The 14,238-nt window shown below is 38.9% G+C and carries 19 protein-coding genes and 2 pseudogenes; 16 read left to right on the top strand and 5 right to left on the bottom strand.

Annotation, left to right across the window (positions count from 1 at the left end):
• Nucleotides 1–585: 585 nt before the first annotated feature.
• From PQ479_RS20700 to PQ479_RS20665, 8 genes are all read left to right on the top strand, one after another.
• A complete protein-coding gene (locus tag PQ479_RS20700) occupies nt 586–765 on the top strand; it encodes a hypothetical protein (RefSeq protein ID WP_047988119.1) in 180 nt (59 codons plus the stop codon).
• 208 nt (nt 766–973) lie between these two features.
• Nucleotides 974–1,204: a hypothetical protein gene (locus PQ479_RS20695; RefSeq protein ID WP_047988120.1), complete on the top strand. Its 231-nt coding sequence runs from the start codon at nt 974–976 to the stop codon at nt 1,202–1,204.
• Between the two features lie 92 nt (nt 1,205–1,296).
• Complete coding sequence (locus PQ479_RS20690) at nt 1,297–1,818, top strand: HAD-IIIA family hydrolase (RefSeq protein WP_047988121.1); 522 nt, start codon at nt 1,297–1,299, stop codon at nt 1,816–1,818.
• 117 nt (nt 1,819–1,935) lie between these two features.
• Nucleotides 1,936–2,565, top strand: a complete 630-nt coding sequence (locus PQ479_RS20685; protein ID WP_047988122.1) for a DUF998 domain-containing protein — start codon at nt 1,936–1,938, stop codon at nt 2,563–2,565.
• Between the two features lie 13 nt (nt 2,566–2,578).
• A complete protein-coding gene (locus tag PQ479_RS20680) occupies nt 2,579–3,748 on the top strand; it encodes a DUF418 domain-containing protein (protein WP_047988123.1) in 1,170 nt (389 codons plus the stop codon).
• 172 nt (nt 3,749–3,920) lie between these two features.
• Nucleotides 3,921–4,730, top strand: a complete 810-nt coding sequence (locus PQ479_RS20675; RefSeq protein WP_053070336.1) for a DUF2785 domain-containing protein — start codon at nt 3,921–3,923, stop codon at nt 4,728–4,730.
• Between the two features lie 2 nt (nt 4,731–4,732).
• Nucleotides 4,733–5,131, top strand: coding sequence for a VOC family protein (locus tag PQ479_RS20670; protein WP_047988124.1), 399 nt, complete (start codon nt 4,733–4,735; stop codon nt 5,129–5,131).
• A 14-nt stretch (nt 5,132–5,145) separates the two neighbouring features.
• Complete coding sequence (locus PQ479_RS20665; RefSeq protein WP_053070337.1) at nt 5,146–5,904, top strand: hypothetical protein; 759 nt, start codon at nt 5,146–5,148, stop codon at nt 5,902–5,904.
• Nucleotides 5,905–5,945: 41 nt separating this feature from the next.
• Here PQ479_RS20665 and PQ479_RS20660 read toward each other — a convergent pair whose 3' ends face one another.
• The gene (locus tag PQ479_RS20660) at nt 5,946–6,443 is read right to left on the bottom strand and encodes a GNAT family N-acetyltransferase (RefSeq protein ID WP_047988126.1); all 498 of its coding nucleotides are present in this window, start codon (nt 6,441–6,443) and stop codon (nt 5,946–5,948) included.
• Between the two features lie 128 nt (nt 6,444–6,571).
• Between PQ479_RS20660 and PQ479_RS20655 the strand changes: the two are divergent.
• The 4 genes and pseudogenes from PQ479_RS20655 to PQ479_RS20640 all read left to right on the top strand — a co-directional run.
• Nucleotides 6,572–6,676 (top strand): annotated as a pseudogene (locus PQ479_RS20655) (HIT family protein); the annotation flags it as partial.
• A 97-nt stretch (nt 6,677–6,773) separates the two neighbouring features.
• Nucleotides 6,774–7,640: a phosphotransferase family protein gene (locus PQ479_RS20650; protein ID WP_047988127.1), complete on the top strand. Its 867-nt coding sequence runs from the start codon at nt 6,774–6,776 to the stop codon at nt 7,638–7,640.
• 35 nt (nt 7,641–7,675) lie between these two features.
• A complete protein-coding gene (locus tag PQ479_RS20645; protein WP_053070338.1) occupies nt 7,676–7,891 on the top strand; it encodes a hypothetical protein in 216 nt (71 codons plus the stop codon).
• 201 nt (nt 7,892–8,092) lie between these two features.
• Entirely contained in the window at nt 8,093–8,647 is a 555-nt protein-coding gene (locus tag PQ479_RS20640) for a nucleotidyltransferase family protein (protein ID WP_053070339.1), read from the top strand.
• Here the strand turns inward: PQ479_RS20640 and PQ479_RS21965 are convergent.
• Nucleotides 8,614–9,026, bottom strand: a pseudogene (locus PQ479_RS21965) (class I SAM-dependent methyltransferase). The gene PQ479_RS20640 and the pseudogene PQ479_RS21965 sit on opposite strands and share 34 nt — an antisense overlap.
• Nucleotides 9,027–9,100: 74 nt before the next feature.
• Here PQ479_RS21965 and PQ479_RS20635 point away from each other — a divergent pair.
• From PQ479_RS20635 to PQ479_RS20620, 4 genes are all read left to right on the top strand, one after another.
• Nucleotides 9,101–9,415: a hypothetical protein gene (locus PQ479_RS20635; RefSeq protein WP_053070340.1), complete on the top strand. Its 315-nt coding sequence runs from the start codon at nt 9,101–9,103 to the stop codon at nt 9,413–9,415.
• Between the two features lie 24 nt (nt 9,416–9,439).
• Nucleotides 9,440–9,928 carry a GNAT family N-acetyltransferase gene (locus PQ479_RS20630; protein ID WP_053070341.1) on the top strand — a complete coding sequence of 163 codons (489 nt, stop codon included), beginning with the start codon at nt 9,440–9,442 and terminating at the stop codon, nt 9,926–9,928.
• A gap of 12 nt (nt 9,929–9,940) precedes the next feature.
• Nucleotides 9,941–10,396: a helix-hairpin-helix domain-containing protein gene (locus tag PQ479_RS20625; protein WP_083991203.1), complete on the top strand. Its 456-nt coding sequence runs from the start codon at nt 9,941–9,943 to the stop codon at nt 10,394–10,396.
• A 783-nt stretch (nt 10,397–11,179) separates the two neighbouring features.
• The gene (locus tag PQ479_RS20620) at nt 11,180–12,079 is read left to right on the top strand and encodes a diacylglycerol/lipid kinase family protein (protein ID WP_053070342.1); all 900 of its coding nucleotides are present in this window, start codon (nt 11,180–11,182) and stop codon (nt 12,077–12,079) included.
• Between the two features lie 186 nt (nt 12,080–12,265).
• Here the strand turns inward: PQ479_RS20620 and PQ479_RS20615 are convergent, their stop codons facing one another.
• From PQ479_RS20615 to PQ479_RS20605, 3 genes are all read right to left on the bottom strand, one after another.
• Nucleotides 12,266–13,012: an ABC transporter permease gene (locus PQ479_RS20615; protein ID WP_047988128.1), complete on the bottom strand. Its 747-nt coding sequence runs from the start codon at nt 13,010–13,012 to the stop codon at nt 12,266–12,268.
• The gene (locus PQ479_RS20610) at nt 13,009–13,737 is read right to left on the bottom strand and encodes an ABC transporter ATP-binding protein (RefSeq protein ID WP_273717191.1); all 729 of its coding nucleotides are present in this window, start codon (nt 13,735–13,737) and stop codon (nt 13,009–13,011) included. Before PQ479_RS20610 ends, PQ479_RS20615 begins: the two co-directional genes overlap by 4 nt.
• Nucleotides 13,738–13,984: 247 nt before the next feature.
• The coding region (locus tag PQ479_RS20605; protein ID WP_273717190.1) for a hypothetical protein at nt 13,985–14,238 on the bottom strand (254 nt) is incomplete at its 5' end.

Here is a 14,238-nt window from a genome sequence, read left to right as displayed (position 1 = left end):
TAACTACACGAACTAAACGTGTTAGTTACTCGAGGGGCATGATGTCACAATGAGCTCTAGAGCTTAATGATTAGTTGTAATCTGTAATAATGGAAGTGAACTTGACGAGATTCCGTGCATTACCCATTGACCTTTCATACAAAACCCGCATGGCGAAGCCCAATTCACTTCGACACCAACAAAAATGAAAGTGGTGTCTGACTCTTTAACTGGTGGAACTTCATTCAATTTGATTTTTTTCATTTTAAATGGATGGTGTTAGATTTTTTGAGAACTTGAGAATTAGTAGTAACCCAGCGGAGCATGATTTTCGGTAGCCACGAGTAGAGCTCCGCACATGCCTCAGCACTAACTTTCATATAAACGCACATGGCGAAGCCCCATTCACTTCGCCACCAACAAAGATGAAAGTAGTGGCGACTTTTTAAACAGTTGGCCCGTTTACAACTCGATTACCATTAGGAGTCGTACGCACAAAAAGGGAGCAGTGTCCTGTTAAGTCATCTATCGCAAGATGGATGACGAGCTAACTTCAAGGCACAACCTATCGCCCATAAGTAACTTTCATACAAAAGGAGGACACACATGCAATTCGTTAAATGGATGTACGTAATGATGGCTGCTATGCTCTTTTCTACTCTTACAAGTGTTTATATTTTCGACGACCGTTATTCAGGAATTTTTGCTTGGCTCATGCTCATATTCTTTATTATTGGAACTGCTTGTTTCATCAATATTAAAAGCTCATTAAAACCAAAAGAATGATTTACTAAAGGGAGGAGGTTTAACATGGATAGAATCATAGACAATAATCGAGAAGTAAATGAAACGATGTTATTTATTGTGCCAGTTGGATCTTCCTTACTCTTAAACGTATTCGTAAACTAGAAAACTATCGGATGAAGTTAAGAGCGAAACTAGACAGCTACTGATCCCAGTCGCAGTTAAATAGTCTTATTATGAGGTGATGGGAATGGTCCTGAATCTAGTTTATATACTACTAGGTTTTGTTTTCTTACTAGCGGCTTACTTAATTGGAGTTAAGAAGAATCTAAATGTTATTTCCTTATTTATGCTCGGGTTTACAGAGGGTTTAGTCGAGGGAAAAAATAAACAGCGTGTTTCAGCCATTTATAGTGGATGCTCTCTAATGGTAGCATTCACCTTTTGGGGGATGGGGATTATACGACTCATTAGCATGTGAAACTTATAAAAACAGGTATTGAATGGGAGCAATACCTGTTTTGTTTTGCTCGGTTAAAAGATAGATAACTCAAATTTTGAGAGGAAGATACGATGAATCTACAAGCTGTTTTTATCGATCGGGATGGCACGATTGGAGGAACTGGCCATTTTGTTCATCCAAATGATTTCAAGCCTTATTCTTTTTCAATGGAAGCTATTGAATTACTGAAAAAAAAGGGTATACCAGTTTTCGCTTTAACAAACCAACATCGAATTTCTAAAGGACAAGCAAGCATTCACGATTTTGAGGAAGAGTTTGAGAAATTGGGTTTTGATGATGCTTTTATATGTCCTCATCCAATGGACGGTCATTGTACGTGTCATAAACCAAAGCCGGGTCTCTTACACCATGCCGCAGAGAAGTATCAATTGGATTTGAGCCAAACAGCTGTTATTGGTGATGTCGGTTCAACAGACATGTTAGCGGCTGAAGAGGTTGGTGCTTTAAAGATACTTGTTAAAACAGGTTGGGGACAAAGCTCTTTAGACGATTTTCGTGATAGCTGGTCAACCGTGGATGTGGACTATATCGCAGAAAACTTACTAAGTGCTGTTCATTGGTTATTGAAGTGATTGGGCGAGGCAATTTCCTCCTAGAGACGGAAGTGTAACCATGCTGCAGACCATTACTCTATTCATTTAAAGCTACTAAGATTGAGATATTAGCTTGTTTAGGAGGGAATGAATGTAATGAGAATATCTAATACGGTCGGAATAGCTAGCTGGATTTTAACATGTTTTTATTTTATTTTAGAGCCTTTTTTTATCTGGAGCTCTACGGTACCATACTATTTCATGGAGCAGGCGATGAGTGATTTAGGCGTAACGGCGTGTGGAGAAAATACGTACGCTTTAGGAATTCATGAGATCTGTTCCCCTTACCATTTCTGGATGAATTTATTGTTTATATTTAATGGTATTACATTGGCACTGGGAGTTTTGTATATCTTTCAATTTTTAGAGCGAACTTGGCAAACCGTACTAGCTACAATCTTTATTGTCATGCTTGCGATTGGAAATATCTTCTCAGGTATTTTTCCTGCTGATGTAGATTTATTTTGGCATTCGCTATTTGTTGTGATTGGGATGGTGACACTGTTCCCAGGAATGTGGATTTATGCAAGGTTTTTATCAATAGGGAAAAAGTGGACGTACCTTTGTCTAGGGTTATTGGTGTTGGTTTTCCTTCTTATCATCAGTATCATCTTCGTACCAATGCCAAATGGTTTACTTCAGCGTTTATTCTACCTCATCGTATTTGTCTGGGGTACTGTGCTCGCATGGAGGTTATCACGGACAACACCTACCCAACAATCGTGAAAGGCGTGTAAAAATGGGAGAAAACAAACGGATTCGATTATTAGATGTTTTAAGGGGATTTGCTATTATTGGCACATTAGGTACAAATATTTGGTTGTTTGCACAGCCTGGTAACATAATGTCTGTTTTATTAACGACGGATTGGTGGTATCGCTTAGATTCGATATTGGTTGCCTTACAATCCGTTTTTGTTAATGGGAAATTCCTAGGTTTATTAACGATTATGTTTGGAATTGGTCTTGAATTGAAGTACCGAAAAGCAGAGCGGGATGGATTACCTTGGATTCCGCTCTATTTATGGACGATGTTGTTATTGCTTCTAGATGGTTTATTACATTTTATTTTTGTGTTTGAATATGACATATTGATGAGTTATGCCATTACAGGAATGATTGTTGCCTTTCTCGTACGTTGCAGGGAGAATACCATGAACCGTTGGATGAAAATCACATTGTCCATACATATTTTAGGTATCTTACTCTTTTCGGTGGTTTGGGCGATGTTAATTCAGGATGAAACATTTATGTTGGATTTCGTTAGAATGTTTCAAGAAACGAGTCACTTATATACAGAAGGAACATATTGGGAACAGTTGCAATTTCGGGTTCGAGATTTTTGGAGTCTTCGTTCAGAGGCCATTCTTATTATCTTCATGAATATTGGCTTATATATTATTGGCATACGCTTATTTCGAGCAGGGGCTTTTGCTGATGATGCTCATGGACAACAAATAAGAAAAAAGCTAATGATATATGGCTTAGGAATTGGTATCCCTTTAAATTTGCTTATACTTATCCCTGGTGGTTACTTCGATATTGCTTCGAGATATGTATTTGCTCCGATTTTATCGTTAGGATACATCGGTTTATTCGCTTGGATTCTGAAAAAGGGTGTATTGAAATGGTTGATGGTACGTTTTGAGCTCATTGGTAAAGCCGCTTTAAGTTGTTACGTGCTTCAAAACCTCATCGCTTCGATTTTCTTTTATGGTTGGGGTTTCGGCTTAGCACCAATTAGCTCTGTCTATCTTGTTTTCCTTGCCTGGATTATGATTACGGTTTTGATGATGATAGCTGCACATTTCTTTGTGAAGGCTTGGGGCACTGGCCCGTTGGAACTGATATGGAGGAAGAGCTCGTACGGGTTGTTTCGTAAAAAGAAAGCTCAGAGTTCCACGAATTAAGAACACTCTGATGGGAGGGCTTTACCTATTTCCTTGTTTGATTTTCATTTATTAAGGATGATAAGGCTTTCCCTCTGTTATACGGATGAAAATAGGCGAGAATTCCAATATATGATAAAATAAGTCAGACTAATAAAAATAATTGAATTTTCTTTATAGTAGGAGCGGAAAAATGACTACTGAATTAAAGATAGAATTAGAAACGGTATTGAATGAACAAGAGATAGTCTTGGATAAAAGGGAAGTAGATGAACTATTAGATAAAATGACCCTACATATCGGTCATCCAGATTCTTATTTGAGAGACCAATTAATTTACAAAGCTTTTGGCAAACTCATATTACATGACTATTTAACAGGGCCAAAAATCAATGATTTGTTGAGCACGTGTTTAGATGACAAACATTTATTTTTTCAAATAGATGAGGGAAAAAGTGATGCTGTACTGACGCGTTCCTTCTCCGCACTTGTTATTGCTCTCCTTTTGTACAAAGACAAGGATATCCGTACCTTACCTAATGAGCTTGTTCAATTAGCCATATTAGGAAGTATTGATTATTTGTATAAAGAACAAGACTACCGAGGTTATATAGAAGGTAAAGGGTGGGCACATAGTATCGCGCATGGGAGTGATTTATTAGCCCAGGCGATTCTTCATCCTATTTTTGAAAAGAAGCTCATACCAGATTGCTTACGTGTAATTCAAGGATGTTTGCATGTCGAGTACGCGTACATAGATGAAGAGGAGGAAAGATTACTAGCCGTTATTGATGCATTAATGAAGCAGGGGATGAGCTCAGAAACTTTATGGACGTGGTTAAAGCAGCTAGAGCTTTTGAATTTAGAACCACATAGCCAGTACCGAGTAGAGTGGAACATCAAGCTTTTTATGAAAGCACTTTATTTTGCCTTAGAGGAGCAATCAGACTTTACACACGTTCAGACCTGGATTAAAAAACAAATCTTAAATAAGGTGGTGTAGGGATGAATGTATTAAAAAGAGTTGGTACAACGTATATTCCTGTTAATGAGGTTCAAGCAGCTGTTGATTGGTATGTGAAAAAGTTAGAGGCTGAGCTTTCCTATCGAGATGAGGATAAGGCAATTATTCATTTAGCCAATCAAAGCTTTTTCCTTGTTCGAGCGAAAGAAGGAGAGAGTGCGAACTTCATCGATCACTCAGGACAGACTCGATTTTCTTTAACTTTTGAAGTGGATGGCGTACAGCAGTTAGAGGTACTTCACCAAGAATTAAACAAACGTTTCATTAAAACGGGGGAAATCGAGGATCGCGGACACCCTGGTAGGAATTTTGTTTTCTATGATCTTGACGGCAACTTATTTGATGTATGGAGTGAATTAAGTCCAGGCTTTAGGAAGTAGAGGTATTAAGGATAATGAAACATATATATGCGTTTGAACAAGTAGAAGATTACCGAAAATTTCGACCGGTCATAGAACGTTTTCAGAGTAAGTTGAAGGCGTATCAAATGGTTTTAGAAGAGGATTATCAGTTAAATGATTTGCCTAAGGGTATAGTCTGGACGACGAAAGAATTAGCAACAGAGACTTTCTCACAGATTGAAATACCTGCCTATACGAATCGAAATAATGTATTCTTTTCACCAGATTTAGACGGATGGAAGGAACTCTTTTTACAGCAAGTGGAGGGGTGTCCAGATCCGTTACTAGGAGATTTTTATCAAAATTTATCTGAATCTTATATCGTTACAATACTTGGGCATGAACTAACACATCATCTCGATTTATTTTTAGATGACTGGGATGATGAGCGAGAAGATAGTATTTGGTTTGAAGAAGGTATGTGTGAATATTTACCAAGGAGGAACATGTTAACGGATGCGGAGTTCGGTGAAATTGTTAAGGTTGAGACGCGTCTTGTCGAACGATTTGCAGATTCGTATGGTCATCAAACATTAGATGAATTTGGAACTAAAACGTATGAAGGTAGTCTATCTAGTATACTATTTCAATACTGGCGGAGCTTTTTGACTGTGAAATATTTGGTTGAAGAGAAAGCGGATGGCAATGTTCAAGAGGTCTTTCGTGAATATCATCGTTGGGATCAGGAAGGTAGAAAAGTGCCGCTATCGGAATTTTTCAATGTTGGGAGATTGACCTTCGAGTCTAAATGAACAGAGGAGTACTCGAGGGAGTGCTCCTCACTATGAAGAAGTTACACAATGAGCTTATATAGGTAATATTCATTCATCGGCTGCCCATCAATCATTAAAGAATGAACCTTTTCGCCTTCAATCGTAAACCCGACTTTTTGATAAAGAAGAAAAGCAGCAGTATTGCTTGTCATGACGGTTAACTCTAGCCTCGTGATTGCTGCCGATTTTGCCCAGCGAAAAATATGTTCAAATAATTTTGTTCCGACACCTTGCCCGCGATAGCTTTCATCCACACCGATCACTAAGTAGGCGGAATGTCGATTTCGTTTAAGGCTCCCTCCGAATGCTCCAATAAACCCAATAAGCGTATTACTCGTTTCAGCAACAAGGAAGGTGGATGTTTGATCATGAGAAATCCGTTCTATTAAAGCTTTTTGTTGATCTACAGTCATTGTTTTTTCGCCAGGTTCATAAAGCATATATCCCGATTTATCAACACTTTTGGTTAATTCCAAAAACCGCTCGGCATCTTGTACACGTGCCTCTCTAATCTCCATCCGATTCACTCCTTGAGGATAATATTTCCATCATTATACCAAATCTAATCCGAAATAGGATGACAGTGGGCTAAAACGTGTAAAATAGAGTGCCGTTTTTGATAGTCATCATATGTATGAACATGATGAACCACTTTCATACATGGCTTGTGCCTCGCTACGAATGGATGAATGATTTTGGCCGTTCGATTGAGTCAGTGCGACCCGTCCTTCTGCATGCAAGAAATCAACTGGAGCCGGGCACATGCTTTGGCCTCTATTAATCAACTAAAGCGAGCGATCCATGATAAAAGATAAAGACTATGTGTATTTAAAGAGGGGAGATCATATATGGAAGCCATAGACAAGGTCATTCAACAGTTTCGGTTACAGGTTCAATCCATTGAAGGGGTTATGGACTCATTCAGCTCTGACGTTTATAAGGTTACATTAACAAGAGGAGCCACGGTTTATGTGAAGATTCCTTTTTCGCATTTAAAGCTTTTGCGTGAGGTTGATGCGTTACATATATTAAATGGTAAGGTACCGGTCCCAGCGTTACTAGACGTTTGGTACGGAGATGGGGAGTTGCCGGGAGCATTACTATTATCAGAAGTAGAGGGAGAGGCGATTTGCGGGCCTGTTTCTAGGAGATTGGCCTATGATATTGGTGTCATTCATGCCCGCATGCATGAGATTTCACCACCAAACAATCTAGAGCTGAAGGGTATGAGGAATGAGTTTGACGGCTGGAGTGCATTTTTTCGTCAGCAATTTTATAGTTTTGCTGAGGATGTGCAAAAAGTGATTCCGACAGAATTGTATGAGCAAGCCCTTACACATTTTGAAAAGATGCACCCTCATTTACCGGAACCAGAGGGACCTAGCTTTGTTCATATGGATTTTAGACCTGCAAATATCATCGTTTTAGAAGATAAGGTTTCAGGAATTATCGATTTCGAAAGTGTTAGATTCGCGGCAACGGAAGTAGATTTCACTAAAATTAATCGTGATATCTTTCTTCAAAATGAAGGGACGTTAGCTAGCTATCAAGATGGTTATAACTCCGTTCGTCCACTCATTGATCTAGATCAGATTTTACCATTTTATCGGTTTTGTGACGCCTTTAATTCAATTGGTTGGAGCCAAAGGCGTGGACTTGAAAAAAATAGAAGGTTTTATGAGGAGAATTTAGAGCTTCTGAAGTCGTTATTGTAAAGAGGAAAGGGGCGGATGTTTTGAGGAGTTATTGGTTGGGTGTAGTTGTATTCTTTATGATATCGTTTATTGTTTCTTTTAATTATGAGGCAACGAGCTGGTGGTCTATCTTTACAGCGAACCAATCTACACATACGCCACTAGCAGAGCAAATCTCTATAGTGAAAACAGTCATAGCCGCTATTCCGATAACTCTTTTGGCTATTCTATATAAAACTTTCATGGTGCCGAAAAAAGCTAATCAATATTGATGATGAAAGTGGTATCGTAGCCGATTAGCTCAGCGCCATCCCATAGGACGCGGCGCATGATTTTCGGTGGCGGCAATTAGTGCTCCGCATTCCAGTGTTAGTCAACTTTTATACAAAAGGGTAAAGGGTCATGGCGATTTATGGTTTATTTTAGTATTGATGGACGTAGTTTAAGGTCTAGTAAAGGATGGTGACTATGGTATGGAAGAAAAGTTGCATCAAGCACTTTTAAAAATTTGTAAACGTATACCAGGACATCAAATTTCATGGGCTGTTGGAGGCTCACTTATGTTACAAATGGAAGGATTAGTAGATGTTGCTCGTGACATTGATATTCTTGTTGATGAGAAATGTGTCAAAACTATGATTCAATTCTTAAAAGATATAGGAACTGAACACACGGCTCTTAGTAAAGATCCTTATCGAACAAAGGTTTTTAAAAAGTATCAAATTGGTGAAGTCGAAGTGGATCTGATGTCTGGATTTGCCCTCCGTCATGACGAAGGAATTTACGAAGCATCTTTTCCTAAGCAAGCAATTCGAATACTAGAACTACAGGATGGACAAGTTGCTCCATTTTGTTATTTGGAAGATTGGTATGTGTTATATATGCTAATGCCAAATAAAGGTGAGAAGGTCATGCTGATCGAGCACCATTTCGAAAATGTGGGGATTAATCACCCTGAGAGGTTAGAGATAGCCCTCCGTCAGCCCTTACCTACTCATATAGTTAAGCGTGTGATGCGGTGGTTGTAAGGAGCCGTTAGTGGTAGATAAAAAGGTTTAAAGGCAACTCGCGGGTGATGAAGTGGCAAAGAAGTGGTAGATAAACGGAAACAATCCTCAGGTGTGCCGTCTTGTATAAGTAAGACGCCTTTTTCTTTGAGCATACGGTGTGCTTCTTTAAAAGTGGCGTGTAAATCCTTAATGTGATGGATGAGGCGCGTGCTAAAGCTAACTCGTTAGAGGCATTTTTTAGTCCTGTTTGCTCGGCAGTGCCTAAATGAAAGGTAATATTTCCGTAGTCATGGCAATGTAAAGAAGCAGTTTGCATAATCGCTTTTGAAAAGTCGATACCTATAATATGGGCAATGCCTATATTAGAAAGTGATCGAGCATAGATGCCCCCTCCAATACCGAGGTCAACAGCATGGGTGATGGAATGTGGTTTAAGGTGGAAATGTATTAGGGCTTCACCCAGGTGATGAGATGGGTGAGGATTTGGCGGCGATGTTTCCTCATTTTTTTACCTATACTGATGGTAATCCGATATATGAGGCATTGGAAAAGAGATTAGCCATTAGTGGCTTTGAAACTGCAGATATAGAAATTGTCAATAGTATCAGTTTTTTACGAACGCCTGAAGATGTAATTAAACTAAGGTGTTTTGGTCAAAGTTATTCGATTCATTCGTTTGTTATTGATAACTATTTAAAAGAGATAACAAAGCTATTTGAACAACATGCAACATGTGAGGGTTTACCAACAACGTATTCCCGTTACATCGTTCGAGCTATTGTTTGAAAATAGGAAAGAAAGGGTGATTTCGTGATTAGAGAGTTACAGAACGAGGAAGTTTATTTTCTGGAGGAAATGTTCTACGAATCGATTGTGATTGATGAGGGGGAGAAACCTTCCAAGGAAGAGTTATTGTCTCGACCTGAGTTACAGAAATACATGCATAATTGGGGGAGAAGAGGAGATGTTGCTCTAGTTGCCGAACATAATGATAAAAAGGTTGGGGCGGCATGGTTCAGACTTTTTGGAGATAGTGAGAAAGGATATGGCTTTGTGGCTGAAACGATCCCCGAAATTAGTATAGCCATTACGGAAAATTACCGAGGCAAAGGGATTGGTAGGAATTTAATGACACAATTAATCTATAAGGCAAAAAGCGAGGGATTTTCTGCTCTTTCCTTGAGTGTAAGTCGATTGAATCAAACAGCAGTCAGCTTGTATAATCAGTTAGGCTTCGAAAAGGTAGCGGAGGATTCAACGTCAGATACGATGCTGCTTGTTTTTGAATCATGCAAATAGGTGGTGGTAGTTATGAGCCGAATCAAATTACTTTTAACTGACATGGAGAAACAACTCCTTAGGAAAGCAAAGATAAAAATGGCTGATTTAGGTTATTTATCTATTGAAGAAATAAGTGAACGGATTGGTTCTGATTTGAAGCGTGCTCACCAATTACAAGGATTGGTTGTGTTTCAACGTATTCCTTCTATCGGTTATGCTTTAGCTGAAAAATTAGTCTTTGTATTAGGTATTTATTCTCTAGATGAAATACGTCATCATGATGGTGCTTCTCTTTTTGATCGTTTGGAGCAAAGGCTAGGGGTTTGGACAGACGGCTGTGTGGAGGATCAGTTGCGCTGTGTGATTCATCATGCTCATTACCCGCACAGTTCCAAGCAGTGGTTTCATTTTACCGAAGTGCGTAAGAGCGAGCGTGAAAAGAATGGTTATCCGAAAGAACGGCCTTCAAAAGCTTGGTATGAGTAACGTTTTTTTACGAGAGTGTACGATTGGAGATATGTGGAAATCAGCTCGTCACTACCGAAAATCATTCTCCGCTGGGTACTGTTCAATCTTAAGTTTACGTAACATCTACCCTTATAAATACTCTTAAAATTTAATGAAATTACATCAATTGAACGAAAAGCCACCAGTTAAAAAAGGAATTTGAATAAACATTTGGAAGTCAAAAGGCAAATTGGTTTGGATTAATTACCAGTTGTAGAATGGCTTTAAATACGTTCCTGTTTTTTTAAAATTTAAAATGTGCTCTCTTTAACATATTTACGTCGCATTATCAGTCCTATTTCCGTCTACATTGCTGCGTATATAGATTTGCTCCGCATTGTCGGCCAGTTCTCTCGGTTACATTGTTGCAAAAGCCACTTTCATATTTGATGGTGGCGGAGTGCTTTAGACTTCGTCGCCATCAAATATGAAAGTAGTGGCGACTTATTAAACTGGTGGCACTTCATACAACTCCATGACCGTGATGAGTCCACATGACCAAGAAGGGAGCAGTGTCCTGTTAAGTCATTTATCGCAATATGGATGACCAGCTAACTTCAAGGCACAACCCATCGCCCCTAACAACTTTCATACAAATATACAGTTTTCGAGCAACAGGTGCATGGGTTATTTCTAACGTGTTTGATAAAAGTGGGGTTATGGGTAAAGATAATTGAATGGAAGGGGATCATGTTTATTAAATAGCATAGTCAGGCTTTTCCTTTTAGAGTTGTTTTTATCTTATGTGAAGGTGGTTAGGCAATGGCCATATATGAAAAAGCACTACTCATTTATAATCAGAATGCAGGTCAGCAGGAGATTGAGGAAACCTTAGCTATGATTATCCCTAAATTAGCTCCAAGCATTCATGAGTTAACCTTGAAACAAACGGAAAGCAAAGGAGATGCTGAGCAGTATTGTATCCAATATGGTGAACAGATAGATTTACTTTTAATCATGGGTGGTGATGGCACAGTCCATGAGTGTGTAAATGGGTTGTTGCAACAAGCAGGTCGTCCGATTGTGGCCATTTTACCGACTGGTACGTGTAATGATTTGGCACGTGCCTTGAATTGTTTCTCAATTGAAGAGGCAGTCGAGGCTATTCTTGCAAAAAATAAGAGAACCATTGATGTTGTGCAGCAAAATGAACGTTTCTTTGCCAACTTCTCTGGGGTAGGACTAATCTCTGATGCATCGAAGGAAATAAGTACAACTACCAAAGACAAATTTGGAAAGCTCGGATATGCGATAAGTGCTTTTCGTTCGATGATTGAACCGAGTTCTTTTACGTACACCCTTCAGTTAGAGGGTGGAGAGAAAAAAAGTGGCGAAGCCGTCATGATACTCGCTATGAACGGACAATACCTTGGGACATTCGGTTTCTTCAAAGATATCACGTCACTTTCAGACGGGAAACTGCATATTTTCATTGTCAAAGAGGCCGGCTTTTCTTTACTAAAAAGTGTGTATCAGCAGGCAACTGGAACAGATGAACTATTTAACAATCCCGAGCAAATTGAGGTAGTTACGACTGTACATGGTACGTTAGAAACCTCACGAGAGTTAGACATTGATAGTGATGGTGAAATTACCGATCAGACTCCTGTCACGTATAAGTTGTTTCCTAAGGAGCTAACATTTATTACAAAAGAAGTTTAAAAGTATTTTGGGGATAACAAACATATATCCACAATCGAAAATAAAAAATAATAGGTCAATTTTCTGTTTATGCACAGAAGGGCTGTTAATATTAACGCTAATTCGTGGATAACCCTGACTTATACACAGCCGATAACTCAAAAAAAATGAAACCACATCGATAAGAATGATGTGGTTTATAGTGATCTAATCAATCATTTGCATTTGTTCGTTAAATTGAGTGGGATAAGATAAAAAACCGAGCATAATACTAGTGACAATTGCCGTAGTTAATAATAAGAATAATATTAAAAGTTGAAAGAGGACGGCTTGCAGCGGATCAGCACCAGCAATGATTTGTCCACTCATCATACCGGGTAATTGTACTAAACCAATCGTTTTTTGACTTTCGATAGTAGGAATAGTGCTTGTTTGGATAGATGTAATGAGTGAACGGTGAATCGCTTGCTTTGGCGATCCTCCTAATGAAAGGATTAATTCCATTTCCTTTTTTCTTGTTTCTATTTCCGATGTAAAACGATTTAAGAAAAGAATACCTAACACCATGGAATTACCAATAACCATCCCACTTATAGGGATCATGTATTGTGCGGTGGCAGGTGTTATTTGGAGACCAATTAAGAGCCCTTGCGTTAATAATTCAATAAATAAAAAGGTAACAATTAGTTTCCATGTAATTCCGGGGATCAATGCCCCTTTTTTTCTCGCATTTTGAGTAGCTGCCCCAATCATTAGCATAATCATAAGAATGATATAAAGAAAACTTTCAGAATCAAAGATGAATTGTAAGACGAAACCGACGGCAAGAAGTTGAATAATGGAACGGATTGTAGCAATCAGTGTATCCTTTTCAAGGCCGAGCTTTAGAGTCTTAGATAAGATGATCGGAATGAAAACAAAAATGAGGGTTAAGGCTAATGTTAGGAAGCTCATGAGTGATCATCCCCCCAGACAAATTCTCTAACAGCTTGATTAGTCGTTTTTTCTAATAATTTGATTGGGCCTGCCGCCGCTAATTCCCCATCTATTAAAACCCATACATCGTCTGCGATGGCATATGCTTGCTCGATATTATGAGTTATCCAAATAATCGTTGTTTCAAATTGGTGATTAATATGTTGGATTAATTGTTCGATATCATGTAAAGAAACACGATCGAGTGCAGAGGTGATTTCATCCAGTAGTAGAATATCAGGCTTATTAAGTAAGGTTCGTGCAATTGAAACCTTCTGCTTTTGTCCACCCGATAAATCCCCGCTATCACGCGTGAGTATTTCCTTTTTCAAGCCGACTAGCTCAAGCATATATTCAGCTTCATCATCTGAGAGTGCTTTTCCCTCTAATGAATAAGGCAGGGCTAAATTTTCTTTCACATTCCCTTTTATCATTACGGCCTCTTGTAACACGATACCTACCTGTTTTCTTAAAGCGATCGGATCATAATCGTTAATGGACTGATCGAATATATCAATCGAGCCTTTTGCCACGGACTGTAAGCCGTTTAATAAGCGGAATAATGTGGATTTCCCTGAACCTGACGGACCGATAATGGTTGTGATTTTGCCTTTTTTAAATTCTCCTGTGATTCCTTTAATAATTTGAAGTTGCTCTGTTTCGAAAAAAACTTGATGAAGTTTAATGGCTATTTCTGAGTTCATCATACACACCCTTTGTCTTATCTGTATCGTTCCCTCATTAAATTTTCTCATGAGGGAAAGATGTTGGAAATAATGGAGTTAGAAAGGATTGACTGTAATTATAATATTGATTGGATGTAGAACGGTTTGTGATTAAAGGTATTAATTTTGATTTTATTGTGTGAAAGAGGTAGAAACCCCGAGTAAACGGTGAATCTCGGGGTTGCGGGTGAAAAAAGGAGTAGGAACCCCGAGCAAACGACGAATCTCAGGGTTGCGAGCGGAAAAAAGGGGTAGGAACCCCGAGCAAACGACGAATCTCGGGGTTGCTGGCGGGAAAAGTAGGAGAAACCCCGAGCAAACGACGAATCTCGGGGTTGCTGGCGGGAAAAGTAGGAGAAAGCCCGAGCAAACGGTGAATCTCGGGGTTACGAGCGGAAAAAAGAGTCAAGTCCTGAATATTGTGTAAATACTCCTCTACAATGTTTCCACTCTCTTTTAGTATGGATTGTGTTGGTGTGA

The sequence above is a fragment of the Alkalihalobacillus pseudalcaliphilus genome (genome assembly GCF_028610675.1).
Classification (GTDB): Bacteria; Bacillota; Bacilli; order Bacillales; family Bacillaceae_D; genus Alkalihalobacillus; species Alkalihalobacillus pseudalcaliphilus.
This window is presented reverse-complemented; position numbering and strand designations above follow the sequence as displayed.